This is a genomic window from Streptomyces sp. NPDC059994 (assembly GCF_042737755.1).
GTDB lineage: Bacteria > Actinomycetota > Actinomycetes > Streptomycetales > Streptomycetaceae > Streptomyces.
The window spans coordinates 124,051-149,785 of the sequence record NZ_JBHWUR010000007.1; the positions used below are offsets into that span (position 1 = coordinate 124,051).

The 25,735-nt window shown below is 70.4% G+C and carries 21 protein-coding genes, 1 pseudogene and 1 riboswitch; of the genes and pseudogenes, 9 read left to right on the forward strand and 13 right to left on the reverse strand.

Annotated features, from left to right (window positions below):
* Positions 1 to 55 precede the first annotated feature (55 nt).
* Positions 56 to 1,393 carry an MFS transporter gene (locus ACFWA7_RS06650; protein ID WP_385821416.1) on the reverse strand — a complete coding sequence of 446 codons (1,338 nt, stop codon included), beginning with the start codon at positions 1,391 to 1,393 and terminating at the stop codon, positions 56 to 58.
* 554 nt (positions 1,394 to 1,947) lie between these two features.
* Here ACFWA7_RS06650 and ACFWA7_RS06655 point away from each other — a divergent pair.
* Positions 1,948 to 2,421, forward strand: a complete 474-nt coding sequence (locus ACFWA7_RS06655; protein ID WP_385537332.1) for an SRPBCC family protein — start codon at positions 1,948 to 1,950, stop codon at positions 2,419 to 2,421.
* A 248-nt stretch (positions 2,422 to 2,669) separates the two neighbouring features.
* Here ACFWA7_RS06655 and ACFWA7_RS06660 read toward each other — a convergent pair whose 3' ends face one another.
* The 8 genes from ACFWA7_RS06660 to ACFWA7_RS06695 form a co-directional block, all read right to left on the reverse strand.
* On the reverse strand, positions 2,670 to 4,952 hold the full coding sequence (locus tag ACFWA7_RS06660; protein WP_385821418.1) for a catalase: 2,283 nt from the start codon (positions 4,950 to 4,952) through the stop codon (positions 2,670 to 2,672).
* Between the two features lie 283 nt (positions 4,953 to 5,235).
* Complete coding sequence (locus tag ACFWA7_RS06665; RefSeq protein ID WP_385821420.1) at positions 5,236 to 6,363, reverse strand: glutamate--cysteine ligase; 1,128 nt, start codon at positions 6,361 to 6,363, stop codon at positions 5,236 to 5,238.
* 704 nt (positions 6,364 to 7,067) lie between these two features.
* Positions 7,068 to 8,075, reverse strand: a complete 1,008-nt coding sequence (locus tag ACFWA7_RS06670; RefSeq protein ID WP_385821422.1) for a MerR family transcriptional regulator — start codon at positions 8,073 to 8,075, stop codon at positions 7,068 to 7,070.
* Entirely contained in the window at positions 8,069 to 8,749 is a 681-nt protein-coding gene (locus ACFWA7_RS06675; RefSeq protein ID WP_385821424.1) for a HEAT repeat domain-containing protein, read from the reverse strand. The genes ACFWA7_RS06670 and ACFWA7_RS06675 overlap by 7 nt, the downstream gene beginning before the upstream one ends.
* A 312-nt stretch (positions 8,750 to 9,061) precedes the next feature.
* Positions 9,062 to 9,649, reverse strand: a complete 588-nt coding sequence (locus tag ACFWA7_RS06680) for a hypothetical protein (protein WP_385821426.1) — start codon at positions 9,647 to 9,649, stop codon at positions 9,062 to 9,064.
* A 366-nt stretch (positions 9,650 to 10,015) separates the two neighbouring features.
* On the reverse strand, positions 10,016 to 10,219 hold the full coding sequence (locus tag ACFWA7_RS06685) for a cold-shock protein (protein ID WP_032791721.1): 204 nt from the start codon (positions 10,217 to 10,219) through the stop codon (positions 10,016 to 10,018).
* Between the two features lie 383 nt (positions 10,220 to 10,602).
* A complete protein-coding gene (locus ACFWA7_RS06690) occupies positions 10,603 to 10,791 on the reverse strand; it encodes a hypothetical protein (RefSeq protein WP_385542065.1) in 189 nt (62 codons plus the stop codon).
* A gap of 288 nt (positions 10,792 to 11,079) precedes the next feature.
* Positions 11,080 to 11,460, reverse strand: a complete 381-nt coding sequence (locus ACFWA7_RS06695; protein WP_385542067.1) for a MerR family transcriptional regulator — start codon at positions 11,458 to 11,460, stop codon at positions 11,080 to 11,082.
* A 74-nt stretch (positions 11,461 to 11,534) separates the two neighbouring features.
* Between ACFWA7_RS06695 and ACFWA7_RS06700 the strand changes: the two genes are divergently transcribed.
* From ACFWA7_RS06700 to ACFWA7_RS06715, 4 genes and pseudogenes are all read left to right on the forward strand, one after another.
* Positions 11,535 to 12,671: an alkene reductase gene (locus ACFWA7_RS06700; protein WP_385821429.1), complete on the forward strand. Its 1,137-nt coding sequence runs from the start codon at positions 11,535 to 11,537 to the stop codon at positions 12,669 to 12,671.
* Between the two features lie 629 nt (positions 12,672 to 13,300).
* Positions 13,301 to 15,016 (forward strand): RICIN domain-containing protein, encoded by a 1,716-nt coding sequence (locus tag ACFWA7_RS06705; RefSeq protein WP_385821431.1) that lies wholly within the window; start codon positions 13,301 to 13,303, stop codon positions 15,014 to 15,016.
* Positions 15,017 to 15,430: 414 nt separating this feature from the next.
* Positions 15,431 to 15,556, forward strand: a pseudogene (locus tag ACFWA7_RS06710) (LysR family transcriptional regulator); the annotation flags it as partial.
* A gap of 189 nt (positions 15,557 to 15,745) precedes the next feature.
* Entirely contained in the window at positions 15,746 to 15,922 is a 177-nt protein-coding gene (locus ACFWA7_RS06715; RefSeq protein ID WP_385542124.1) for a hypothetical protein, read from the forward strand.
* A 136-nt stretch (positions 15,923 to 16,058) separates the two neighbouring features.
* Here the strand turns inward: ACFWA7_RS06715 and ACFWA7_RS06720 are convergent, their stop codons facing one another.
* Positions 16,059 to 16,994 carry a LysR family transcriptional regulator gene (locus ACFWA7_RS06720; RefSeq protein ID WP_385542075.1) on the reverse strand — a complete coding sequence of 312 codons (936 nt, stop codon included), beginning with the start codon at positions 16,992 to 16,994 and terminating at the stop codon, positions 16,059 to 16,061.
* Positions 16,995 to 17,128: 134 nt separating this feature from the next.
* Here ACFWA7_RS06720 and ACFWA7_RS06725 point away from each other — a divergent pair, with 134 nt between their 5' ends.
* The 3 genes from ACFWA7_RS06725 to ACFWA7_RS06735 all read left to right on the forward strand — a co-directional run bounded on the left by ACFWA7_RS06725 (position 17,129) and on the right by ACFWA7_RS06735 (position 19,740).
* Positions 17,129 to 18,397 carry an MFS transporter gene (locus tag ACFWA7_RS06725; RefSeq protein WP_385821433.1) on the forward strand — a complete coding sequence of 423 codons (1,269 nt, stop codon included), beginning with the start codon at positions 17,129 to 17,131 and terminating at the stop codon, positions 18,395 to 18,397.
* 331 nt (positions 18,398 to 18,728) lie between these two features.
* Positions 18,729 to 18,928, forward strand: a riboswitch (cobalamin riboswitch).
* Between the two features lie 39 nt (positions 18,929 to 18,967).
* Positions 18,968 to 19,354: a (2Fe-2S) ferredoxin domain-containing protein gene (locus ACFWA7_RS06730; RefSeq protein WP_385542120.1), complete on the forward strand. Its 387-nt coding sequence runs from the start codon at positions 18,968 to 18,970 to the stop codon at positions 19,352 to 19,354.
* Positions 19,355 to 19,506: 152 nt separating this feature from the next.
* Positions 19,507 to 19,740 (forward strand): hypothetical protein, encoded by a 234-nt coding sequence (locus ACFWA7_RS06735; protein WP_385542079.1) that lies wholly within the window; start codon positions 19,507 to 19,509, stop codon positions 19,738 to 19,740.
* Between the two features lie 327 nt (positions 19,741 to 20,067).
* Here ACFWA7_RS06735 and gap read toward each other — a convergent pair whose 3' ends face one another.
* From gap to ACFWA7_RS06750, 3 genes are all read right to left on the reverse strand, one after another.
* Positions 20,068 to 21,066 (reverse strand): type I glyceraldehyde-3-phosphate dehydrogenase, encoded by a 999-nt coding sequence (gene gap, locus ACFWA7_RS06740; protein WP_371656551.1) that lies wholly within the window; start codon positions 21,064 to 21,066, stop codon positions 20,068 to 20,070.
* 188 nt (positions 21,067 to 21,254) lie between these two features.
* Positions 21,255 to 22,214 (reverse strand): GlxA family transcriptional regulator, encoded by a 960-nt coding sequence (locus tag ACFWA7_RS06745; protein WP_385542082.1) that lies wholly within the window; start codon positions 22,212 to 22,214, stop codon positions 21,255 to 21,257.
* A gap of 372 nt (positions 22,215 to 22,586) precedes the next feature.
* Entirely contained in the window at positions 22,587 to 23,918 is a 1,332-nt protein-coding gene (locus ACFWA7_RS06750) for a DUF6236 family protein (protein ID WP_385821435.1), read from the reverse strand.
* 443 nt (positions 23,919 to 24,361) lie between these two features.
* Here ACFWA7_RS06750 and ACFWA7_RS06755 point away from each other — a divergent pair, with 443 nt between their 5' ends.
* Positions 24,362 to 25,390 (forward strand): NlpC/P60 family protein, encoded by a 1,029-nt coding sequence (locus ACFWA7_RS06755; RefSeq protein WP_385542086.1) that lies wholly within the window; start codon positions 24,362 to 24,364, stop codon positions 25,388 to 25,390.
* Positions 25,391 to 25,735: the final 345 nt, after the last annotated feature.

The window sequence follows — 25,735 nt, forward strand, 5'->3', positions numbered from 1 at the left end:
CGGGGGCGCGGAACGGGCCGCGGCGCAGGCTGCGTGCGCGGCCGCGATGGTTGGTTCAGCGGGAGGGCGTGGGGGCGGGCTGTCCCTCGCCGTCCGCGGCGGTGTCCTCCCTGGGGGTCTCGGGGGTGGCGTCCAAGAGGCCCTCGGGTCCCGGCAGGTCCCGCATGCGGCGCAGCGGGGAGAACAGCAGCGGCAGCGGTACGAGGAGGAAACCGGCGGCGCAGCAGGCGAGTGCGGTGCGCGGCCCGAAGGACTGGGCGAGGGCGCCGCCGAGGAGCGCGCCGAGCGGCAGGGTGCCCCACATGAGGAAGCGCAAGGTGGCGTTCATCCGGCCGAGCAGCCGCGGCGGGCACAGTCCCTGGCGGAAGCTGACCTGGGCGATGTTGTAGACGACGGCGCCGAAGGAGATGCCCGCCGATCCGGTGGCGAACAGGACCGCGCCCAGGGTGCCGTGCCCGGACAGCGGCCACAGCACGGCGAACGGTCCGCTGAGGAGGACGGACCACAGGATGAGCCGGGCCTGCCCCCACCGGGCGGCGAGCCGCGCGGAGCACAGGGCGCCCAGGAGCCCGCCGACCGCTGACGCGGACAGCACCAGTCCCAGGGCGCCCGGCTCAAGTCCGACGACGCGTACGAGATGCACGGTCTGGGTTGCCATGAGGACGGCCATGCACAGGTTGCCGAGTCCGGTGGTCAGGGCGATGACACGGAGCAGTGGATGGCCGGTGACGAAGCGGATGCCTTCGCCGATGTCCTTGCGCAGGGAGGCGTCGGAGGGGGCCTGGGGCGGTTGTTCCGGCTGCTTGATGCGCAGGAGGACCAGGGCGGACAGCACGTAGCCGAGGGCGTCGGTGAGGACGGCGAGGTGCGCTCCGACGAGCTGGACCAGCCCGCCTCCGGCCCCCGGTCCGGCCACCTGAGCGGTGGAACGGACCGTCTCCAGCGCGCCGTTGCCGGCCATGAGCTCCTCGCGCGGCAGGATCTGCGGCAGGTAGCTCTGGTGCGCGACGTCGAAGAACACGGTCGCCACTCCGGTGATGAGCGCGACGACGTAGAGCTGGGCCATCGTCAGGGCGTCGGCGACCGCGGCGGCGGGGATGCTGGCCATCGCCACGGCGCGCACCAGGTCCGCGCGGACCATCAGGGGGCGCTTGCGCATGCGGTCGGTGAGGGCCCCGGCGGGCAGCCCGACGAGCAGGAAGGCGGCGGTCTCCGCGGCGGTGAGCAGGCCCACTTGGAGGGCGGAGGCGTTGAGTTCGAGGACAGCTACGAGGGGAAGGGCCACCAGCGTGACCTGAGCGCCGAGTTGTCCGGCGGCCGCTCCCGCGAGCAGCAGCCGGAAGTCGCGTCGGCGTATCGGGCTACCCGTGGAGGCTCCGGTTGTGACGGACATGTGAACGACCTTCACCGAATGGTCGATCGGGAGTCAAAGGATCACGGCCAGTTTCGGTCGAGTCTTGTCTCCACTTGCCGGGAAGTCGGAAGAATTTTCGCCGAACTCGCGGTAACTCCGCATGAATGCCTGCCACTCGGTGTGCATGGCGGGACCGGCGTGGGTTGATGCGGGCAGGCGAGGCCCGGGAGGGGGGATGGGGGCCCGGCACGTGGAGTGACGGGTTCGATCCTGACTGAAAATGACCACTCACGATCATGTTGTTGCGGAATCGTCAATTCCGTCAGTTACAGGGCGTATGCGGTGTTGCTCCCCCCGCGCGGTGGTGCCACGGGCCGTCGAGGGCGCAGGCCGCTCAGCCCACCGCTCTCTTCCGTCATCCGATGGAGCGAGTGAGGGCTCCTCGCGCGTTCCCGCCACGTCGGCCGCAGCCCTCCCGCACCGGTGGAGGGACGGTTTCCGCGATGTTGTCCCGGGTACCCGGCGCCATGCACGCACGGACGGGAGTCGGCACGCCTGTGGCGGTTCCCGTCAGAGACGATAAGGAGGAATTCATGAGCACGGTCAAGGAAGCGGTCGACGTGGAGGTTCCGATCCGCGAGGCGTACAACCAGTGGACGCAGTTCGAGGAATTCCCCAAGTTCATGGAGGGCGTCGAGGAGGTCAGGCAGCTCGACGACCGGCACAACCACTGGACCACCAGCATCGGTGGGGTGCGGCGTGAGTTCGACACGGAGATCGTGGACCAGTTGCCTGACGACCGGATCACCTGGCGTTCCGTCGGCGGTGACACCCAGCAGCGGGGATCGGTCCAATTCGAGCGGCTGGACGACACCCGCACCAGGGTGGAGTTGACGATGGAGGTCGAGCCCACCGGGGTCGTTGAGAAGGGCGCGGACGCGCTGGGTGTGATCGGTCGGCGTGTGAAGGGAGACATGCGCCGGTACAAGGACTACGTCGAGAGCGGTGGCGACAGCGGTGGCTGGCGCGGGCGCATCCGGCCCGGAAACCCGGGCGAGACTCTCTGACCGGTCTCTGACCGATCACCCACCCGCACTGATCCGGCCCCAGCGGTGGACCCCATGCCCGAGCCGTTGAAGCCGGGCCGCCGACGACGGCCGCACAGCGACGGGACAGGCGGCCGGTCCGGACCCACAGCCGGGCCGGACCGGCACGAACACCGCCTGCCGACGGTTGCTGGGAAGCAGCCGTCGGCGTACTCCGCCGGGGCCATGAGCCCGCTCCACCTGATGGGGGAGCCGTAGGCCAGCCGGTCTCAGACAGCGGCGGGGAACCGCTGCCAGACGCGGTGGCTGCCCAGAAGCGTGGTCACCTGCTCCAGGACACCCCCGGCGTCCTCGCCCAGGACGACGCCGGGGGTGTCCGCGGTCAGGCCGAGAGTGTGGAAGAGCTGACGGGCGTCGTTCCAGCCGCCGATGGCTTTGCCGTGCCGATAGGCCTCAAGGAACAGGGCCTGGACCCGAGGGTCGATGGGGCCCGGCTCGGGGAGACCCGCCTTCGCGTCCCGGGCGCCGTAGGCATCGGAGCCCGGGGCGGGTGTCCCGGCGCACAGCAGCGCGTCGAACTCCACCGACCGCGCTGCGGCGAACGTCCGCTGGACGGTGACCGCGCCGTCCCCGCTCCCGAGGACACCCCCCACCGGCGCGACGACGAGGGGCACCATGCCCGCGTCGAGGACGGCCTGGCGTACCCGGGCCACGCTTTCCAGGTCCCCTTCCGGACCGGTGATGATGCCCACGCTGCGCCCGTCCACCGGCCAGGAGCCTCCCACCTGCGACAGGGCGGGGCTGGGGTCGGGCTGGGCGTGGGGCTCGGTGGCGGACGGCGCAGGCAGGCCGAGCCCCGCGGCGACCTGGGCAGCCAGTTCGGTGTCGATGTTGGCGAGCACGGTCAGCATGCGTTCGCGGATGGGCTGCTCGTAGCACTTGGAGAGCTCGAAGGTGTAGGCCGCGATGGTGTGCTCGCGTTCGACCTCGCTCATGCTGAGCCAGAACAACCTGGCCTGGCTGAAGTGGTCGGAGAAGGAAACGGGCGCCTCACGGACCTTGCGGGCGGCCGGCATTTCGACGGGTACTTCGATGAACGCCCCGGTGTCGGCGCCCGCGAAGAAGGGGCAGCCACCGTCCAGACTGTTGGGGTGGTACGGGGCGACACCCCGGTGCACCGCGCTCTGGTGCATGCCGTCGCGGAACATGTCGTTGACGGGCGCGTGGGTGCGGTTGATGGGCAGCTGCGGGAAGTTCGGTCCGCCCAGCCGGGTGATCTGCGTATCGAGGTAGGAGAACATGCGCCCGGCCAGCAGTGGGTCGTCGGTGACGTCGATACCCGGGACGAGGTGCCCGACATGGAAGGCGACCTGCTCGGTCTCGGCGAAGAAGTTGGAGGGGTTGGCGTTGAGCGTCAGCAGACCGATCGGCTGGACGGGGGCCAGCTCCTCCGGGACGATCTTGGTGGGGTCGAGCAGGTCGATACCCTCGTACGTCTGTTCAGGGGTGTCGGGGAACGTCTGGATGCCCAGCTCCCACTGGGGGAACGCGCCGGCCTCGATGGCGTCCGCCAGGTCGCGCCGGTGGAAGTCCGGGTCGATTCCGTTGATCAGCTGCGCCTCCTCCCAGACGAGGGAGTGCACGCCGAGCCTGGGCTTCCAGTGGAACTTCACCAGCGTCGTGGCGCCTTCGGCGTTGACCAGACGGAAGGTGTGGACGCCGAAGCCCTCCATCATCCGGTAGGAGCGCGGGATGCCACGGTCGGACATGTTCCAGAGCGTGTGATGGGTGGCCTCGGTGTGCAGGGAGACGAAATCCCAGAAGGTGTCGTGGGCGCTCTGCGCCTGGGGGATCTCCCGGTCCGGGTGGGGCTTGCCCGCGTGGATGATGTCCGGGAACTTGATGGCGTCCTGGATGAAGAAGACCGGCATGTTGTTGCCGACCAGGTCGAAGACACCTTCATCGGTGTAGAACTTGGTGGCGAAGCCGCGTGTGTCGCGGACCGTGTCGGCGGAGCCGCGGGAACCGAGCACCGTGGAGAACCGTACGAAGACCGGGGTTTCCGCCCCCTGCGCGAGGAAGGCGGCTTTCGTCACCCCGGTGGCGCTGCCGTAGGCCTGGAAGACACCGTGCGCTGCGGCACCGCGCGCGTGCACCACGCGCTCCGGGATCCGCTCGTGGTCGAAGTGCATGATCTTCTCGCGCAGGTGGTGGTCCTGCAGCAGCACCGGCCCGCGCGGGCCGGCCTTGAGCGAGTGGTCGGTGTCGTACAAACGGGTGCCCTGCGCGTTGGTCAGATACGCGCCGCTCTGCGCCATCCGTGCGTGCTCCGCACCGGTGGGCTGCCCCGTGGGACCGACCGTCTCCGGGCCCGTCTGATCCGCCTTGGGCGGCAGGGGTCCGGTGGGCTCGGTCCGCTCGGGTACCTCGGGGGAGACCGGTCCCGGCTTGCCCGGCACACCGTCCTCCGGCCCGGTGGGCTCCCGTGCGCCGCCGCGCGGGACATGCGCCACCTTGTCCGTGGCCGCTTTCATGGAGCGCTTGTCGGTCATCGTTTCTCCAGGCGTTCGGGCGAGTGACAGCCATGACCGGTGCGGGCGCTTTTGAAACCGCCGCCGAAGGCGTTCGCGTCCGGGGCGGCTGATCACCGGCATGTCGACCTCCCTCGTGCGCAGTGCCGCACAAGCCGCTTGGAGGCGATGCCGTTCGACCACGCGGCCGGGATACCGCCGCAGCGCGCACGGCCCGGGCTCCGCCCGCGGGGGAGCGCGGCCGGTCCGCAGGAGGGCGGCGGGCGTGGTGCGGCAGACCGGGCCGCGTGGGCGCATAGGGCTGCTACACCTGCGGGTCTTCTCCGCCCGTGGTCAGCTCCGCGCACCGGGTCACCACGCGGGCCAGGTCGCCCTCGTCGCGCAGGAGCCTGCGCTGCGTCTGGGCGCCGTTCCCCCGCCGCTCCAGCTTCGCGATGCCCTCCCGGACGAGTTCATCGTCGTCGTGGTCCACGAGCGCCGCCCGTACGTGCTGGTAGAGGGCGCCCACCGCTGCCACGGGGGACGTCTCGCGCATGGTCTCGGGGTGGAGCAGCGGGCCGTCCAGGCCCGAGCGACCGGCGCGCCAGGAAGCGAGCCGCAGCAGACTGGTGCCGATCCGCGCCGGCGGCCGGCCGTCCCGCCAGGCGCGTGCGGCTGTCTCGACGAGGCCGCGGGCGAGCGCGGCCAGCAGGACGGGCGTGGCAGGGTCCAGACAGACGTCGGCGACCCTGATCTCCACCGTGGGGTAGACGGCTGACAGGCGGGCGTCGAAGTAGATCATGCCTCTGTCGCGCAGCACTCCGGTGTCGACCATCGCCGTGACCTGCTCGTGGTAGCGGTCGGCGGAGCCGAACACGTCCACGGGTCCGGCCGAGGGCCACCGGTTCCACACACGGCTGCGGTAACTCGCGTACCCACTGTCCTGGCCCTGCCAGAACGGAGAGTTCGCGCTCATCGCCGTCAGGACGGACAGCCAGGGCCGGATGCGGTCCAGGACCGCCACTCCTTCCTCGTCCGACTCGACGGCCACGTGGACATGGCAGCCGCACGTCAGCTGTTCCTGCGCGGTCAGCCCGAACTGTTCGCCCATCCACTTGTAGCGCTTGCCGACGTTCAGCAGGGGCCGCACGGGCAGGGGAGATGTCGCGATGGCCGCCACCACGGCCCCGGCGGTCGCCGCGTGCCGGGCGGCCTCATGACGCCTGCGCCTGATCTCCTCCTGGAGCTCACCCATCCGCGTCACCGGCTTGGTGGCGAACTCCAACTGCTCCTTCTGCAGCTCCTTCTCCAGGTGATGGCTGGACGTGACCTCGCCAGGTCCTTCCCAGGCCTGTCGCTCGGCTGCCGCCAGCACCGCTCCGGCGACCGCCTGCGGAAAGCCGCTGCGGGCATCGACCAGCAGCAGCTCCTCCTCTACACCCACGCTGCGCATACCGCCTCCACCGCCTGCCAGTAGCCCTCCGTGTGCCCGTCTTCACGCTGATCATGTCGGGGCCGGCCATGTTTCGGCGCCGCCACCGGCCGTGTTCTGGGATCGACGAACCGAAAGGCGGAACCTGGCCGGTGACAGCGGATGATCCCTACTTCCGGGGCATCCACAGCGCCCGTGATCCGCCGGCTGGAATGAGCGTCGAACCTGCCAGTCCACCCGCCCGGCGGGGGGACACGTCCTGGGTGTAGCGGATGACGCCGCTGCGTTCCGGTTCGCTCGGCTCGATACGCACGGTCCCGGCCGGGATACCGATTCTGAACAACCGGGATATCGATTCTGAACAAGGTGAGCTCTCCGGCCAGTTGGGCTGTCCCACATGGTCGGGCCGCCGTGGAAGGCGCGGGATGATTGGCCGCTGCTCCCGATCAGCGCTGCCGAAGTGTTCTCGCGCACGGCACGGACCCGCTGAGCGGCGAGCCGCCCGGCCCGGGAAACCAACAACACACGGGCTCGGCCTGCCCGTGCCCCGCCCCGGAAGAGAGCACCTGACGACTGCGCCGCCGTCGAGGCGACCCACGCTGCGATGTCGCGGCAGCGCTGCGGAGACCGGGCCAGGAGGTCCGCAGTCCCCCTCCGGCGGACGGTGATACGTCCGGGACCTTCCGCCCCGCGGGCCGCGTCAGCGACGCCCCAGGAGTGATCCGTCACCGCCCGTCGCGTAGCTGAAGAAGGTACGTCGCGGTCAGCGCGACGGCACGGTCCTCGTCGTGCGACAACTCCACGAGGGCACGTGACGCAGTCGTCCCAGGGATGCCCGCCAGCGACTGGGTCAGCCGTCCGCGTGCAGGCGCTTCAGTGGTGTCGTGGGCGAGGCGGTCGACGAGCCTGGTCGCGATCTGATCCGCCGTCGCGGTGTCGCTCGCCAGCACGCTCAGTGCATCGGCTGCATCGGTGTCGTTCTTTCCTTCCACGATCATGTCGATGAGCGTCGGGACCGCATCGGCCATTCCACGTGTCCCGAGCGCCAGAGCCGCATACCCGCGTACCACGGCGTCGGAGTTCGTGAGAGCGTCCCGCAGCTGCCCGGTGGCCTCACCACCGGGCAGCTCGGCGAGGGCCTGAACAGCACGTTCCCGCACCGCGGCCACCGGTGAGCCGAGGCCCTGCGCCAGCAGTGCCGAGCCGCCGTCGTCGCCCGACCGGGCCAGCGCCCATCGAAGGGCTCCGGCGACGTTCGGCTCCGTTTCGCTCAGTGCCGCCTCGACCAGGGCCTCCACCGGCACCGGAACCTCGTTGCCCGAGGAAAGGGCCGCGCGCTGGCGCGTGTCGGCGCTGTTCGACCCCAGCGCCTGGAGGAGCGCAACGACCTGGAGGACGTCCTCCCAGCCGCCGGGGTCCGCGGCATCGATCCGGCACAGCCGCGTGAGCAGCTCGGTCTCCGCCGCGATGCGTTCGCGCGTCTGACGGATGAGGTCCCCGACGAGCGCCGAGGGCGCGAAGCCGGGGTCGTCGAGTGCGCGCCCGATCTCACGCAGCGACAGCCCCAGCGACCGCAGGCTCTCGATATGGAAGATCCGCCGGATGTCCTCGCCGGAGTACTCCCGATAGCCGGAGCCCGTACGACCCGAAGGCCGCACCAGACCGAGCGACTCGTAATGCCTGAGCATGCGGGCACTGACCCCGCACCGCCGCGCCACCTCACCGATCAACACGTCCCATCGTCCCTCCTGGCCGACCCGTCGAGGGCCACGACGCGCTTCGCCTCCTCGATCGCGAACTCGAATCCGGCGTCCGGGTCGCGCAGCAGCCGTTGTGTGGCGAGCGCGTGCGCGCGCACGCGTGGGTCAGGGCCCGTCGTCGCAGCACGCAGAGCCGGCACCATCGCTTCACCCAGCGCGACCAGCGCCCGGCTGAGACTCAGCTGCGTCTCCCGCTCACCGCGCCCGAGCTGCGTCGCCAACACCGCGGCCAACGCGGACTCCTCGCCTTCCGGCACGAGCACGACCGCGGCCCGCCAGGCGCTCCGCGCCACTTCGTCGTCGGCGTCGGACAACAGTGCCCGTGTGATCGCCGGCCATGCCTGCCGGTCTCCGATCTTGGACAGCGTGTGCAGCGCCTGGCTTCGTGCCTGCGGATGCTCGGAGCGGACCGCACGGATCAGCTCGGGGATCGTCAGGGATACCGGGTGGCGTGTGAGCGCCCAGGTCAGCGTGTCGCGGACGAAGAACTCGGGCTCGACCGCGCATCGTTCGACGAGCTTGTCGACGAAGCGCGGGTCAGGCGTCGTGCCGACTGCCAGAGCAGCTTGCAGTCGCACGGACGAGCGGCCGTCCTCCAGCCCCTGGAGCGCTCGGAACGCATCCGTGTCCTGTCTCGTGATCGTCATCGGACCACCTCCTTGGCAAGCAGTGAAAGCCCTGTCACCGTGTCAAGGTCAACGGGGCCCGCTGCGCGATCACCAGGCACCTGCCGCGTCCCGCACAGTGCCCTATTGAGCGCTGTGCGTGGTGAAGTTGCTGGTCACGGGGGCGGGGCACTCGTGCCGAACCGCTGGTGGATGACTTTGGTGAAGATCGTCGGTCACCGGGCGACTCTGACGCCTGCCGTGGTCAGCGCTCTCTCTTGATGCGGTTGAGTCGGCCTTGCCGACGCTTGGCTGCGCCGTCCCAGCCTCATGCGGGGACAGCGAGCTGCAAGGTCAGGACGGCCTTGACGAGCCGGTGGGAGCAGAAGTCACTTCCGGGAGCCCTTCGCCTCCATGGCCTTTGGCACATGGGCGCGCGGGAACTCCTCCAGCGCTGTCGGCGGTCGGCTTCGGCACCACATGTTCCGATGCGAGGTCAACCAGGGCCATGAACTTCTGGCGCCTGCCCTGGTACGTGCAGACGCTGACCGCGACACCGCCCTTGTCCGCGATACGGGCGTCGCCCCCGATGGCGGCCTTCTGCGGATTGCCCGTCCGCGCCAGGGCGCCGCGCCGCACGGCGACCGGATCGGTGCCGACACCGGTCACGTCGTCGGTGGCGTACACCGCCTGCTGCTTGTCCACGAAGACGGAGCAGGTGGAGCTCTCGGCGCTGAGGGTCTTCGGGGACCGCTTCAGCTTCTGCCCGTCCGGCAGGAGCGGGGCCGGCGGCTTGAGCCGGCCCTCCCGGTCGACGAAGACCTTGCCGTTCTGCTCCTGGATTCCGTGGTTGATGCGGGCCTGCTCGTCGAGCTGCCACTGGTAGGTCAGCGCGTCGACTCCGCGCTGTGCGATGTCGCCGACCTCGGGGATGAAGTTCACTGCCGCTGACCGGCGGCGGGGTTCTTCAGGCGGATCTTGATGTGCTGGCCAACCAGCGGCAGCGAACCGTGCACGGACGTGCGGCCGATGGCGTGCACCGTGACGCGAAGGCGTCTTTGAGCCAAGTCGACGGATACAGTCCGCCCGGGCGCGGTCAGCACACGTGGTCGCCGCCATCGGGCAGGCCGCAGGAGCCGTACTCACACAGTGTGTTGCTCAACACCCGATCAATGAGGAACGCGAGGTTCCGACCCGACGACGTTTTGCGATCGAAGAACTCTGCCCTGACGCGGTGGGAGCGGACCCCACCACGGAGGGCCACGGAGCAGGTGTGGCTCCGAGGCCCTCCGTGGCGCTGAGTATCGGTCAGGCGGTGGTGATGTTCTCCGCCTGCGGGCCCTTCTGGCCCTGCGTGATGTCGAAGGTCACGGCCTGGCCTTCCTGGAGCTCACGGAAGCCGGAGGAGTTGATGTTGGAGTAGTGGGCGAAGACGTCCGGGCCGCCGCCGTCCTGGGCGATGAAGCCGAAGCCCTTTTCCGAGTTGAACCACTTCACAGTTCCGCTGGCCATTGCGCGTGCCTCTCAGTTGATATCGGGTCCGCACCACGCGGGCCCGGAGGTGATCGCCCTGGTCCCGCACTGCACAGCAAGGCGCCCGCACCGGAGCGCGGGCAGGTACTGCGAACCACGACATCTGACAGTGACGCTACACGGTGAAAGCAGGCACCACCAGAGAGCAACAATCATGATTCGCACGTGACATCAGACTCCCCACCGGCGCGGGCCGGGAGCCGACAGGAGGGTGGAGGCCGGTTTGGTGGGCGATGCCGCGCCAGCACCTGCTCGGTAGTGGTCCCGCATCAGGACCCGCGCCCCCTGCGATTGCGCACTGAGCGGGGACGCCACCGAAGGAGAGCCGTACCCCAGGCAGCCGTACCTGCCGGGCGGAGTGGTCATGTCCGGGCCAGGGTGTGCCCGGTGATCGCCGGAACGGCGCTGGTGTGCGGGGTCGCGGTGGGTGCGGCGGTGGCGCACCCGGTCAGCGGGACGGCGAGCGCCGCAGCGGTCGCCAGGGCGGTGGCCCCGAACGCCGCGGTGGCGGCACTCGTCCGGGAACGGGTCTGCGCATGGATGCTCCCCATCGGGGGGCAGCGCGGGACTGGGTGGCTGTCGTGATTCCATCCGGTGAGGCATGCACGCGACAAGGGCAGTTGTCGTTCGATATCGAATGCTCCACCCAAGGGGGAGTCTGTTGCCGGTTCCTGGCCATCTCGTGGGCCACCGACCCGGGCGCGGCCCGTGGGGGGACTGCATGGTTGGGAAGTTTTCGTGGTCCACGTCGCGGGCGCGGCGCCCTCGATGTGCGGCAGGGCCTCGTCGCGCATCCGGAGAGGGAGGGGACGGGTGGCCCAGCGGACGTGTGTCGGCTCCTACTGCGCGGCCGCGGCGTGACGTGGCTCTGCGGCGAGTTCCATCACCTCGTCCAGGACGTCGCGGGAGCGCAGCAGATCGACGATGAGCTGGTCGATCCGCCGGCGCTCCTGCGCGAGTTCGGCGACCAGCCGTTCCGTCGCCAGCGCGGAGGGACCACCGTCCGCGTCGCGCATGCAGGGCAACAGCGCCGCTATCTTGGTGCTGTTGAGGCCCGCGGCGTACAGGGCCTGAATGCGGATGACCCGGTCGACCGCCCACTCGCCGAACTGACGGTGGCCGCCGGGAGTCCGCTCGGCGGTCAGCAGGCCCTGCTTCTCGTAGTAGCGCAACGAGCGTTCGCTCACGCCCGTCCGTTCGGCCAGTTCTCCGACCCGCATCTTTCCCCCTGCCCGCGACGGGATCACCCCGACCCCTTGAACCTGACACCGGTGTCAACTTCTACCGTACGGTCATGACGCACACAACAGTCAACTCCAGCCTCTTCACCCCCGCCCACCTCGGCCCGCTGCACCTGCCCAACCGCCTGGTCATGGCGCCGCTGACCCGGAACCGGGCGGATGCCGACGGTGTTCCAGGGGCCCTGATGGCCACGCAGTACGCCCAGCGCGCCTCGGCCGGGCTGATCATCGCGGAGGGCACCACGCCGAACGCCGCGGGGCAGACCTACCCCAACATCCCCGGAATCCACAGCGCGGCACAGATAGCTGGATGGCGGCAGGTCACCGACGCGGTGCGCGCCGAAGGGGGAGCGATGTTCCTCCAGCTCCAGCACGGTGGCCGGGTGGGGCACCCGGACAACAGCGGATTGGTGCCGCAGGCCCCCTCGCCCATAGCGCTCCCGGAGACGATCCACACGCCCGCTGGACGGCGGCCTTCCGTGGTGCCCCGTGCCATGACCGTCGAGGACATCCACGCCACCGTCGCCGACTTCGCCCAGGCAGCCCGCAACGCGGTCGAAGCGGGCTTCGAGGGGGTCGAGGTGCACGCTGCCAACGGGATGCTTCTGCACCAGTTCATGGCCGAGAACACCAATCAGCGCAGTGATGCCTACGGCGGGCCGGTGTCGCGCCGCATCCGCTTCGCGGTGGAGGTGACCAGGGCCGTGGCCGACGCGATCGGCCCCGAACGGACGGGGCTTCGGATCTCCCCGGCGAACACCGTCAACGGGATCGAGGAAGGCGACACCGCGCGCATCTACGACGAGCTCATCGAGGCTCTGGCGGATGCCGGCCTGGCGTATCTGCACCTGGAGTTGGCCGATCCGGAGGAGCCGCTCTTCACCCGGATCCGCAACAGCTGGCCCGGCACGCTGATGGCCAACCCGAACCTCGGCTGGCCCGCCCCCATGCCCGCAGACGGCGGGCGGCGAGCCGGAGAACGCCTGCTGGCGGCGGGTGCCGATGTGATCGCGCTGGGTCGCGCGTTCCTCGCCAATCCCGACCTGGTCGAGCGCCTGCGGACCGGCGCGCCCCTGAACGCGGTGCGGGACAAGTACACGATGTACGTGGGTGGGCCGACCGGCTACACCGACTACCCCACATTGAGCGATGCGGCCGGCCGGGTGCTGGCCTCGGGACGCGCGGCTTGACGGCGGGGCCGTCGGCTGTGAGGGAGGCGGCCGGCTTGGCCGACATACTCGCCGGCGCCCGCGGGACCAACCGTATCCCGCGGGCGCACAGGGAGGCGGCTCGCGATCGAGGCCGACAGTGATCAACCCGCCGACGTGGACGCCGGCGTTGGTGACGAGCTGGTAGGCAACGAGCTTGATCGCGGCACGCTGATCCCGCTCCAAGTGCACGGCCCAGGCGGCGACCTGGGTGCGGATCCGGCCGGGGGTGAGGTGACAGCGCCGGGGTCGCCGGGCACGGGGATGCGGGCCTGGCGTGCAGTCATGGCGCGGCCTCCGGGGACGGCACGCCGTCGTCGTGATCAATCGCCCGGCCATGCGCGTGCGCGCAGCTGCTGGGCGGTGACCGTCGCCCTGATGCCCCCGGGTATCAGACGGAGCAGGTCCAGGTGTGCGGTCCATGAACTGCGGCCGGGCTCAAGCGCGCAGGCGATCGAGCAGGGCCGGCCCAGGGGCGGAGATGCGCTGGTCCGGCCTGCCGCCGACCTGACTTTCGTTTCGGTACCGACGCCCGGCCCGCGGTCCTGACCTGCGTGAAGACCATGTGAAGGAGATGATCATGGCAAGTCGACGGCAGTTACCCTGGCCGAATGAAACTCATGTTCGGACGAAGAAGTCGCCTTGCCCAGCTCGCACTGGGGGTGGCCGTAGCCGCCTCCGTACTGCTTCCCGTCCAGTCCGCCCAGGCCGCCTCCGGCCTGGACCCGTTCACCGCGAACTTCAAACTCACGCGCGTGGACGGGGACAAGACCAACCTCATCACCTCCGCCGAGGCCGCCGGAGTCGCCAAGGCGTCCGTCACCGACGTCCTGGGCACCCGTACGGGACGCCCGGGCCTCTGTCACGCCACCGGGCTGAACGGCGCTCTCAAGCCCGACGGGTTCTGTTGGGACGATGAGGACGACAGGTCCAACTACGCGGATGACGCGGGTGGTTGGATGCCACAGGGCTTCGCCGGTTCGCATGCCGCCACCGCCGACGGACTGTACGCGGGCCGCTCCCTGACGGCCACCTCCTGGTACCACGGCACGTATGTCTCGGGTCGCACTCCGACGACCGTCGAGGACTACGCGAGGGTCTCGATCGCAGAGTCGACCGGTGGCCAGGTCAAGTACGGGCACATCGCGCTCGTGGAGCCGGTCAACGGCAACTTCAAGCCGCTTGAGTATCCGTCACACTCGGACGGTGTCGCCTGGTACGGCAACAGGCTGTTCGTCGCCAACGGCGCGGAACTGCAGGTCTTCGATCTGACGCGTATCTGGCGCATGAACGACACCACGAGTGCCCTCACCCGTCTGGCTGCGGGCAAGACCTCCGCTCGTTTCCACCTCTGGGCGATGCCGCTCGTCGCCCGCTACAGCACCGTCAGTACCGCCGCGGTCGACAACATCTCCACGGCATACGTCAACAACAGCCCCCGCGCCTGCGGCCCGGCCGTCCGCGACGAGCTGTGCCTGAGCAGCCTGAGCGTCGACCGCTCCGGCGCGACGCCGGCCCTGGTGTCGGTGGAGAACAGGAACGGCGCCGGCGCCCGCATCGTCCGCTGGCCGCTGTCGGCCCTCGGTGCCGGCACTCCCACCACGGTCGCCTCGGAGACCACGGGCTACACCTCTCCCGTGTGGGGCATCCAGGGCACGGCCACGGACGGCACCAACTACTACATGAGCGGTACCTGCCCGACGTACTGGCCGGGTGGCACCGAGCTCTACTCCTGCATCCACGTGGCCAAGCCCGGCGAGGCGCCGCACGTCCTCACCCAGGCACCGCAGCTGACCCAGGGCCTCTCCTGGGACCCCCTCGCCAAGCGGCTCTGGGGCGCCAACGAGGCGCTGGTGGACTCCAGCGGGCCGCGCCGGGTGGTGTTCAACGTCGAGCCCGACGCCGGCAAGCCCGTCGACGGATGGAGCTGGCTCACCAACTTCCACCAGGCGGGCTCCGTCTGCGCGACGCCTCAGGGCAACGCGACCGCCAACGGCACCCCGATCACCGTGTGGAGCTGCACGGGATCGGATGCCCAGCGGTGGAAGTACGAGAACGGTCTGATCGTCCACAAGGCCAGCGGCAAGTGCATCACCCCCGAGGCCAACGGCGCGAACACCAACGGCGCGCTGCTGACACTGTGGACGTGCAATCCCTCAAGCGACGTCCAGCGGTTCGCCCCGTCGGCGGACGGCAGCGCCGTCAACGCCTACGGCAAGGCCATCACGCCGAAGGGCAACTCCCTGGGCAACGGCGTCTGGCTGACCCTGTGGACCCAGGGCAGCCCCACTCCTGACGTCCAGGACTGGGCGGTGAAGGGCTTCTAGCCCTACCCCCGTCGCCAGAACGCCGCAGGGGCGGCCGTACCGGGCACCCTTGGCGAATGCCCTTCGCGACGTAACGTCGGTCTGTTCCACCGCCTTGGTGGGGCAGGCCGACGTGGCGTTTGGGGTGGGGGTGAGGGTGTCGTTGCGTCCTGAGGCCATGAGGGTCTGCCGGAGGAGACGGTGTGGGTGGCCCGCGGCTTTCCCGAAGGGCTGTCCGGCTGTCCGCGGGCGGGATGTACTCGGCCTGGTATGCGCCGATGGGAGTTTGTGGGGTGTTGGGGTTCAGTCGGTGGGACGAGACGAAGCCCGCTGATTGGTCCAGGGGGAGCGGCGCTCACGGCCTGCGCCGATAAGTGGTCCTTCGCCCCGGGACCTCATGCGGTTCGAGGGCGAGGATCACGCGGCCAGGGCGAGCTGCGCAGAGATCCGGTCGGTGCGGTACTGCGTGCCGACGATCCGCTGGCCCGTCACCACGGCTTGAAGCTGGCGGAACTGGCTGACCGCCGCTGGTTCCAGCTCCCGCAGGGAACCGACCCGATGGAATCACATGAACGACACCCGCGAGACCGCCGTCATCATCGGGGCCTCACGGACCCTCGGCCTCGGGCTCGCTGCCGAGTATCTTCGTCGCGGCTGGGACGTCATCGGTACGGTCCGCGGCAGCCGGCGCACGGGCTCCACGACCTGGCCAAAGCCTCCGGCGGGCAACTGGCCATCGAGTCGCTGGAGTTGACCGGCCCCGAGCAGATCTCGGCACTGCGCGACCGGCTGTCACAACGCACCCTCGGCCTGCTCTTCGTCAACGCCGCCATGGACACGGCCGGGCAGTTGACGCCGTTCCACTCTGCCGCCGTCACCAGCGGTTGTCCGGGGTTTCTGGGCCGGATCGGCAGTTCGCAGCCTTGATCACTGCCAAGACACCACGACATGTGAGGCACACGGTGGGGGGGAGCCGGGGTGTGCCGACGGCCACCCCCGCCGCCGAAACCGTCCGTCACCGTCCGTCGATCCGGACACGACGCTCGAAGACGCGCGGCGGCGTTCAGCGCGGAATCACCCAGTCCGGCGCCCAGGTCCCGGTGGCGTCGTGGCCGGCCGCTGTGGCGGCGAGGTGGGCGCGGAGGGTGGCCAGTGCTGGGTGGGGGTTGTCGCGGTGCCACAGGAGCGAGTGCGGGTAGACGGGCGTCGGGTCGGTCACCGGGACGCGGCGCAGGCCGTGGCCGGCGGGCCAGACGAGGCGGGTCTGCTCACCCATGAAGGTGGCCAGGGCCGGGGTGTCGGCGATGGTGTCGAGGAGCGCGTCGGAGCCGAAGTTGGGGCCGGTCGCCTCGATGGTGAGGCCGAACTCGGCGACGAGGTCGTCGTAGTAGGCGCTCCACTCGGTACCGGGGACGAGGCCGGGCATCCAGATCCGGTGCCCGGCGAGCTGGGCGAGGGGCACCGACCGGGCGCCCGCCAGCGCGTGGGCGGGGCCGGTGAGGAGTTGGAGCGGCTCGTCGAGCACCCGGACGGACTCGATGTCCTCGGGAAGGGGCCGGCCGGGCGCGGCGAGGGCGCGGAAGGACGCGTCGATCGCACCGGACCGGACGGCGGCGATGGCCGTCTCGATGTCGAACAGCATCACCACGTCGAGCTCGATCTCGGGGTACGCGTGGTGGAAGCCGCGCATCAGACCTGACGGCGCGACGCGCGAGGCGATCACGTCTACGCGCAGCGGACGGCGGCCGGGGCGCACGGAGGTGACCGCGCGATCGGCGACGCGCAGCAGCTCGCGCGCGTGGGGCAGGAACGCCTGCCCGTCGATGGTGAGCTCGGCGCCGCGCGCGGTGCGGGTGAACAGCCGTACCCCGAGGTCGCGCTCCAGCGCGGCGATGCGCTTGGAGACAGCTTGCTGGGTGACCGCCAGCTCGGCGGCGGCCTCCTGGAACTGCCTTGCGTCAGCGGCGGCGACGAAGGTCCGGACGGTGTCGAGGTCCATGCCGACACCTTACGGGTACAACCGTTGGTTGTGGCCCGACGGTCCTGCGGTTGTTTGACCCCCGGCTGAGGCGCTCGCTTTGATGCTTCCGATCGCGGATCGGTTGTGCGGGTGAGTGACGAGGGGTGGCGGGCATGAGAATCGGGCACCGGCTGGGACATCTGCGCGGACATCGGCTGGGGCGGCGGTTCGGCTGGCTCTGGGGAGCGTACGGGACCAGCGCGCTCGGCACATGGCTCGCCTTCGGCGCGTTCCCGCTGATCGCCATCCAGGTGCTGCACGCCGGACCGGCCGAGGTCGCCGCGCTCTCCTCCGTGGGGGCTGCGGTGGGCGCGGCCGTGGCGGTGCCGCTCGGCCCGTGGGTGGAGTTCCGCCGCAAGCGGCCGGTGCTGATCGCGATGGACCTGGTGCGGTTCGCGGCGCTGCTGACGATCCCCGCCGCGTACGCGCTCGGCATGCTCACCTTCCTCCAGCTCCTGCTGGTCTCCATCGTCGTAGCAGCAGCCGACATCACCTTCCGCGCCGCCTCCGGCGCATACCTGAAGACGCTGCTGCCGGCCGAGGACCTGCTCGTCGCCAACGCCCGATTCGAGTCCACGGCCTGGACGACCACGATCATCGGACCGCCGCTGGGCGGCGCCGCGATCGGGCTCCTCGGTCCGGTGGCGACGGTGGTGGCCGACGCGGTCAGCTACCTGCTCTCGGCGCTGGGCATCCGCGCGACAGGCGGGCACGAGCCGCGGCCCGAGCGCCCGGAGGGCCCGCGCCTGCGGGCCGGGGACCTGCTCGACGGCTGGCGGTACATCCTCGCCGACACGACACTGCGTCCGCTGCTCTTCAACACCGCCTTGTTCAACGGCCTGGTGATGGCCGTCCAGCCGCTGCTGGCCGTCCTGATGCTCGGCCGACTCGGCTTCGCGCCGTGGCAGTACGGCCTCGCCTTCGCCGCGCCCTCAATCGCCGGACTGCTCGGTTCACGGCTGGCCCGACCGCTCGTCACCCGGTTCGGGCAGCACCAGGTCCTGGTCGTGGTCGGGGCGCTGCGCGCGATCTGGCCCGTCGGCCTGGCCTTTCTGGGCTCGGGCACCGCAGGGCTGCTGCTGGTGATCGGCGTCGAGCTCGGGCTCATCTTCTGCTGCGGGGTCTTCAACCCCGTCCACGCCACCTACCGCCTCGAACGCACCGCGACCGACCGCGTCGCCCGCACCCTGTCCGCCTGGGCGGTGACGACCAAAGCCACGACCGCGCTCCTGACGGCCGTCTGGGGCGTACTGGGCAGCCTGCTCGGCCCACGTACGGCCATCGGCCTGGCCGGCGTGCTCCTGCTGGCAACACCGCTGCTGCTCCCTCGCCGCGCGGCAGCGCATTTCTCCGAGCCGGAGCCGGCGCCGAGCCGCACCTGACGGGCCGCCACGGCCGTCACCGCTCGTTGGTCATCGGCCTCTGTTGCGAGACCCGCCACGCGCTCATCGGCTCGTCTGCTCCGACGGCTTCACCCTGACCGGCCCTTCGACGGCCAATCCCTCAGCATGGCTGCCGCGCCTGCGAACGCCTCAACTGCCCCCCAGAGCGCCGCACCACCCCCTCGGGCGCTCCCTGCGGATCGGCCAGAACACCACCACCTTCATCCCCTACCCCGTCACCGATCGCATGACTTGGCCAGCCAGTCCTGGCGCGCCCTCTCCGGCGGCGAACGCCAGTGCGTCCGGAGCGCCCACCCCCGCGCGACGGTGGTGACGCGCCGCCGCCCGACGTGCGACGATGCCCGACGACAAGGCGACGCGGAACGAGGAAGCCGGTGGAATTCCGGCGCGGTCCCGCCACTGTGATCGGCGAGCGAACCCCGAACAGACCACTGCCCGGACACGGGCGGGAAGGACGGGGCGAGCGGCGACCCGAGAGCCAGGAGACTCACGTCGTCGCCTCCTTGACGAAGCCGGGGCGGATCTCCCCGGAGGAGGAGCGTGAGCGGTATGCCGGAGCGGCAACCAGAAGATGGCGCCGGACGCACCCCAGCCGACTCGGCCCCGTGCCGGATCGTGGTGTGCAGGGACTGCTGCTGCGGGAGCGCGAAGGTGCCCGGAGTCGACCACGCGCAGCAGAGAGAGCGCCTTGCCGAGAACGCGCCCGTACGTGTCTCCGCCTGCCTCGACGTCTGCGAACAGGCCAACGTGATCGTCGTCCAGCCCTCTCGTGCCGCACGCGTCGCCGGTGCCCGCCCGGTCTGGCTCGGTTTGGTCAACGATCCCGACGCCACGGACGACATCGCCGCCTGGGTCCAGGCCGGCGGCCCCGGCATCGCGCCCTGCCCCGACATCCTCGACCTCTACGCCTTCACCCCCCGCCGAAGGGCTCGATGAGCACGCTTGGCCGTCCGGCCCCGGCGCCCGTCCCTGAACGGCGGCTGGTCCAAAACGTGTACCGGAGCCCGCTTGGTGGTCCACTACGCTGATCACCAAACGGTGTGCGAACGGGGGTTCGCCACTCAGCGAAATCAGGGGGAGCGGGGACCGTGGCCAAGCCTGTACGTGCCGCGATAGGGGACACCTGGATCAGGTGCAGCTTCTGCCAGGGCGATGTTTTCCGGGACCGCGAGGTGAAACTCAACAGCTCCGGGGCGGAGTTCATGAACCTCGGCTGGGCGAACGAGTCGGCAACCGGGCTGATCTGCTGGAGCTGCGGCTATGTGCTCCTGTTCGCGAACAAGAGTCTGAAGCTGTACAAGGTGGAGAAGAGCCAGGGGTGACGCCGCGTCTGGGACCCGTGCGTCAACCTCCGCCCAGCACCCGCTTCAGCTCCGCCTTGTGTCCATGCTGGACGGGCCGTGGACGCTACGGTGCTGGGCCTCGGCGTAGAGCTGGTCGTACGCCGGCCCCTGCGATCCGCTGTGCGGGCGCTGCCCGCTCCGCTTGGACGACGACGTCTCCCGCGTAGCTTTCGGTCTCGGTATGTGTCCGGCGTTGTGGGACGCCGGTTTCCAGCTGGGTGAGGCGGGTGACCAGCCCGCACGCGGCGGTGGCGACGTGCGGCCCGTGCCCGATGTCGCGGCTCGGACCGCCCCGACGCCCGGCTGTCACCGCCCGGCGAGCAGCTCCAGTGTGTCGATCACCCGGTTGGAGAAACCCCACTCGTTGTCGTACCAGGCGACCACCTTGACATGGCGGCCGTCCACCCGGGTGAGGGCCGAGTCGAAGATGGACGAGGCCGGGTTGCCCGTGATGTCGGAGGACACCAGCGCGTCCTCCGAGTACTCCAGCACGCCCGCGAGCGGCCCCTGCGCCGCCGCGCGGTAGGCGGCCAGCACGTCGTCGAGCGTCACGTCACGCTCGACGGTGGTGTTGAGCTCGACGATCGAGCCCACCGGCACGGGCACCCGGATCGAGTCGCCGGACAGCTTGCCGTCGAGGTTCGGCAGGACGTGGCCGATCGCCTTGGCCGCGCCCGTCGTGGTCGGCACGATGTTGACCCCGGCGGCGCGGGCGCGGCGGGGGTCGCGGTGCGGGCCGTCCTGGAGGTTCTGCTCCTGGGTGTACGCGTGCACGGTCGTCATGAACCCGTGCTCGATCCCGGCGAGTTCGTCGAGCACCGAGGCCAGCGGCGCGAGCGCGTTCGTGGTGCAGGAGGCGTTCGAGACGATCGTGTGCGCCTCGTGGTCGTACGCGTCGTTGTTGACCCCGAACGCGAGGGTGACGTCGGCGCCCTCCGACGGCGCGCTGACCAGGACCTTCTTCGCTCCCGCGTCCAGGTGGGCGCGGGCGGCCTTCGCCGAGGTGAAGCGGCCCGTCGCCTCCAGGACGAGGTCGACGCCCAGCTCGGCCCACGGCAGGTCGGCCGGGTCGCGCTCGGCGAGCACCTTGATGCGGCGGCCGTCGACGACGAGCGTGTCCCCGTCCACGGTCACGGGCCGCCCGAGCCGGCCCGCCGTCGAGTCGAAGGCGAGCAGCCGCGCGAGGGCGGCGGGCTCGGTGAGGTCGTTCACGGCGACGACCTCCAGATCACTGTCTCGTTCGAGCAGCGCGCGCAGCACGTTGCGTCCGATGCGGCCGAATCCGTTGATGGCGATGCGAGTCATGGGTGATGTCCGTCCCTTCGGTTCGCCTCCAGACTCGCGTGGGACGCCCGAGAGCGGCAGAGGCGTGAGCGCCATGGTTCGAAAGGATCTCGCCAAGGGGCCGGGGCACTGCGGCAGGGGCGCGAGTCGCCCCGCAGCCCGGCGCCGAGTGCCCTGCGCCGAGTGCCCTGTATCGAGGCCCCCGGGGTTCACTCCCCTCGCGCGAACGTCCGCCGGTACTCCGTCGGCGTCGTCCCCAGTACCCGCTGGAAATGCAGCCGCAGATTCGCCCCCGTCCCCAGTCCCACATCCGTCGCGATCTGCTCCACACTCCGCTCCGAACGCTCCAGCAGCTCACGGGCCATGTCGATACGGGCGCGCATGACCCACTGCATCGGCGTGTACCCGGTGTCCTCGACGAAGCGCCGTGAGAAGGTGCGCGCGGACACCGCCGCGTGCCGGGCCAGCGCCTCCAGGGTGAGGGGTTCGTCGAGGCGGTGCAGTGCCCACTCGCGGGTGGCGGCGAACCGTTCGCCCAGCGGTTCGGGCACGCTGCGCGGCACGTACTGTGCTTGCCCACCGCTGCGGTAGGGCGCCGCGACCAGGCGCCGGGCCGCGTGGTTGGACGCGGCCACACCCAGGTCGCCGCGCAGGATGTGCAGGCACAGGTCGATTCCGGAGGCGGCACCGGCGGAGGTCAGCACACTGCCCTCGTCCACGAACAGGACGTTCGCGTCCACCCGTACGCGGGGGTGTTTTTCGGCGAGTGCCCGCGTGTAGTGCCAGTGCGTGGTCGCGCGCCTGCCGTCGAGCAGGCCCGTGGCGGCGAGCGCGAAGGCACCCGTGGAGATCGCGGCGAGCCGCGCGCCCCGGCCGTGGGCGGCGACCAGCGCGTCGAGGACGGCCCTCGGCGGGTCCTCGCGGCCCGGGAAGCGGTAGCCGGGGACGAATACGAGGTCGGCCCACGCGAGCGCGTCGAGGCCATGGGCGACGGCGTATGACAGGCCGTCACCACCGGTCACGAGTCCGGGCTCCGCCCCGCAGACCCGTACCTCGTACGGCATGCTCGCGCGGGTCGTGAACACCTGCGCGGGAATGCCGACGTCGAGCGGCTTCGCGCCTTCGAGCACGAGGACGGCGACGCGTCGCAGAGGGGTTGAGGCTGGCACGGGGCAAGCGTACGAGGACGGTGGGATGCTTCCGGCCGGCGCCGCCCGGTTCGTAGGGGCCCAGCTTGATCACATCACCCGTGGTGCCCTGCCGGGGGACCGCCGGGCGGTGCTCATCGAGCCCACCCCGTCCGGGCGCATGGCCGCTGACACCCTCCGGGAGGCGTTCGCGGGCGTGGAGCGGCGCGCTCGGCAGCCTGCCCGCCGAGGCGGGCGCCGTGCTCCGCCAGGCAGGACGCCGGACCGGGCCCCGAGCGGCAGCACCTCCGAGAGGCATAGCGGCGCCGTCGAGGCGGAGCAGCAGCCGTACGGCGTCGCAACGGCCGCACCACCGTCCCGTACGACGTACGTCCCGTACGGCGCACTCGGTGTTCAGCGCCCGAGGCGCCCGCGGAGTCCGGCCCGCCGTCCGCGTCGCCGCCGGGGTGCGGCCCGTCGCATGGCGGAGCGGATCTGCGCGACGGTCTCCGAGGGGCCCAGTTCGTGGCGCAGGTTCAGCAGATATCCGGCGGGGTGGCCCGCGAGGGCCTGTCTGCGCTGGTCGAGTGCGCCCTTCGTCGCTCCGACGAGGCACCCGGCGACCACACCCGCCCCGGTGACGGCGGACGGCAGGTTCACGGTGTTGGCCAGTACACCCAGCGCCGTTGGAGGCACGAGCGTTTGAAGGCTCAGCACTGCCCGGGCGGGTTGCATGCCGAGCCGCCCGAGTTCACGCTCCATCGTCTCGATCGGTTGCGCGATGTTCCTCTCCACATGGTTGCGCAGCCTGGCCGCTCTCACCTCGGCATCCCGCACCCCGCTGATCTCGACGAAGTCCGGCGCGAGGGAGTCGAGGAACGCGCGGAACCGCATCAGCTCCGGCAGCAGGCGTCGCCGTGCTTCGATGATCCGCTCTACCGGGACCTCGGCGATATCGCGGGGGAGGACGGACTGCAGGGCCAGCACGGCGAACGTCCGATGGGCGTCGATTCGCCCCTCGGCCGTCGTCCCGGTCTCGTCGGCGAGCAGGGCGTGCGCCATGGCGTCGATCGTCCAGCCCGAGGTGGCGGCACAGCTCAGCGCCTGGTCGGTCACCGGGGTCATCCCGTTCTCCCTCGCCACCACGTCCGCCAGGATCGTCAAGTAGACGCGGGCCAGGCTTCGGTGCATCGCAAAGGTGTGTACGTCGAGGACTCTTCCGTCGTCTGCGCGGCGCCACTGGTAGTTCTGTGAAACCAGCAGCCCGGCGTCCGCCAGCCGTACCGTCAGGTCATAGGAGAGCTTCGTCGGATGCACCTCCTCCAACCGGCTGTCGACCGGCAGGAGTTCGTCGTGCACGTCCCGGGTGCCCAGGGGCTCGATCCCGAGTGCGTGGGCGCCGTACCGCGGGATGAGTTCATCCTGGTACCGGTTGAGGAAGTCGAAGAACAGCGCGTCTATTTGATCCTCGGTACTTGGCCATGGATCTCGCGGGAGGAAGCCCGGGTCCACTCTCGTCAAGATGTCGCCACTCACCCAGGACCCGCGGATCCGTCCCCGGTCGGGCCTCACCTCCACGAGGAAGTCGAGCTCGTCCCGAAGCCGCTTGACCGTGTCCGAGTCCCGCAGGCCCCGGTACCCCACCGGAAGGATGCGCCCGAGCTGCGGCCAGTGCAGGGCCGCGGCCTTGACCCACGCGTCGCCGGGCAGGTTGGCGTACGGGAAGTAGAGGGCAATGTCGCTCACGGGCAACACGATGCCCTGTGCCCGCCCAGTGGCGAAAGACGTCGGCCCCCGCTCTCGCCAACCCTGCCCGTCCGCAGATCACGCAGTGGTTGAAGGATCCTGACCCTACCCGGGAAGTCGGGCGAGGCGGCGTCCACTGCTGACCAGCGGACCGCGGCCTGCCCGCGGTGGCAGTGTGTTGCCTCCCGAGTCGTCACGCGCTGGTGCCCCGCCACACCCCGGAGTGAGCAATGCCGTTGACCCCGCGTACCACGTGTGCGATGTGTGTAAAAACTGTGCTTCATGAGGCAGATTTTTCTCACGAGGATTTGAACCGATCACAACTTGGTCACTAAGGTCAGGTCTCGAACCTTCGCGCGATGGATCACCCATTCGGGGTGTCGGCGAAGGGGCCGCCATGTCTGCGTAGTTCGGCGGCTCTCAGGAAGAAGGAGCTGCCTTCCGTGGGGTCCCACCGTCGTCCCAAGCATCCGAGCCGCGCCCGTGTCACCGTGTTCACGGCGACCGCCGCTGCAGCCGTCGCCCTCAGCTCCCAGGCCGCCAACGCCGCGCCTGCCAAGCCGAGCAAGGACGAGGTGAAGTCGAAGGTCGACGAGCTCTACCACCAGGCGGAGAAGGCCACCGAGGAGTACAACGGGGCCAACGAAAAGCAGACCGCCCTCCAGAAGGAGGTGACGGCCCTCCAGGACCAGGTGGCCCGCGGGCAGGCCGAGCTCAACGTCCTGCGAAACGGCATCGGTTCGCTCGCCAGCGCCCAGTACCGCTCCGGCGGCCTGGACCCGTCCATTTCGCTCTTCCTCTCCGCCGACCCGGACAGCTACCTCGACAAGGCGTCCGCGGTCGACCAGTTGGGCGCCAGGCAGGCGCAGGCCCTTGAGACCATCCAGTCCAAGCAGCGGGCCCTGGCGCAGAAGCGTGCCGAGGCCGCCCGCAAGCTCGCCGACCTCGCGGACGTCCGCAAGACGGCCGGTGAGAGGAAGAAGGCATTCCAGGGCAAGCTCGCCGAGGCGCGGGAGCTCCTGAACACCCTCACCGCCGCCGAGCGCGCCAAGCTCAAGCAGGACGACAACCGCGCCAGCCGCGGCGCCGGCGAGCGCGTGGACCTGGGCCACGAGAAGCCGGGGTCCGGGCGCGGCTACGCCGCACTGCAGGCCGCCGCGACGCAGATCGGCAAGCCGTACCAGTCCGGCCACGAAGGCCCCGACTCCTACGACTGCTCGGGTCTGACCCAGTGGGCCTTCGCCCAGGTGAACGTCCACATATCGCGGGTCACGTACACGCAGATCAACGACGGCAGCCCGGTCAGTTTCAACGAGCTCGCCCCCGGCGACCTGGTCTTCTTCAACAACCTTCTGCACGTCGGCATCTACGCGGGCAACGGCATGGTGCTGCACGCTCCGAAGCCCGGTGCCTTTGTCCGCTACGAGAAGATGAGCTACCTCGGCAGCTTCTACGGCGCCCGGAGAATCTGACCCCCTACCCGCCCCCGGCCGTCGTAAGGCAGCCGGTCGGCAGACGGGCAGCCCACGGTTGCGTGTGCCAGGCCCTCCTGCTTGCGGCCCGTTCGACGGGTCGGCTGCATCCTGCCGGGGATGTTCAGGCGACGTCCGCCACGTGATCCGCGACGTGCTCGCCGAGGCCGGTGCGAGCACGGGATCCGCCGTGGGGCAGGAACCGGGGACGGGGGAAACGGCTGGTGGTGAGAGCGAGTTGAGGGGCCCCGGACAGGCGGCACCGTCATGCGCGTGCCCGGCCCCGAGCACCAGGAGGACGGTGGGCTGAGTGCCGTCGCGGCCGCGGGCGGGCTGCACCGGTAC

Coding starts and splice junctions, on each gene's coding strand:
- ACFWA7_RS06655 (WP_385537332.1), top strand. CDS start 1,948: ATGAGCACGGTCAAGGAAGCGGTCGACGTGGAGGTTCCGATCCGCGAG.
- ACFWA7_RS06725 (WP_385821433.1), top strand. CDS start 17,129: ATGAGAATCGGGCACCGGCTGGGACATCTGCGCGGACATCGGCTGGGG.
- ACFWA7_RS06705 (WP_385821431.1), top strand. CDS start 13,301: ATGAAACTCATGTTCGGACGAAGAAGTCGCCTTGCCCAGCTCGCACTG.
- ACFWA7_RS06650 (WP_385821416.1), bottom strand. CDS start 1,393: ATGTCCGTCACAACCGGAGCCTCCACGGGTAGCCCGATACGCCGACGC.
- gap (WP_371656551.1), bottom strand. CDS start 21,066: ATGACTCGCATCGCCATCAACGGATTCGGCCGCATCGGACGCAACGTG.
- ACFWA7_RS06700 (WP_385821429.1), top strand. CDS start 11,535: ATGACGCACACAACAGTCAACTCCAGCCTCTTCACCCCCGCCCACCTC.
- ACFWA7_RS06695 (WP_385542067.1), bottom strand. CDS start 11,460: ATGCGGGTCGGAGAACTGGCCGAACGGACGGGCGTGAGCGAACGCTCG.
- ACFWA7_RS06720 (WP_385542075.1), bottom strand. CDS start 16,994: ATGGACCTCGACACCGTCCGGACCTTCGTCGCCGCCGCTGACGCAAGG.
- ACFWA7_RS06730 (WP_385542120.1), top strand. CDS start 18,968: ATGCCGGAGCGGCAACCAGAAGATGGCGCCGGACGCACCCCAGCCGAC.
- ACFWA7_RS06660 (WP_385821418.1), bottom strand. CDS start 4,952: ATGACCGACAAGCGCTCCATGAAAGCGGCCACGGACAAGGTGGCGCAT.
- ACFWA7_RS06690 (WP_385542065.1), bottom strand. CDS start 10,791: ATGGGGAGCATCCATGCGCAGACCCGTTCCCGGACGAGTGCCGCCACC.
- ACFWA7_RS06675 (WP_385821424.1), bottom strand. CDS start 8,749: ATGACGATCACGAGACAGGACACGGATGCGTTCCGAGCGCTCCAGGGG.
- ACFWA7_RS06685 (WP_032791721.1), bottom strand. CDS start 10,219: ATGGCCAGCGGAACTGTGAAGTGGTTCAACTCGGAAAAGGGCTTCGGC.
- ACFWA7_RS06665 (WP_385821420.1), bottom strand. CDS start 6,363: ATGCGCAGCGTGGGTGTAGAGGAGGAGCTGCTGCTGGTCGATGCCCGC.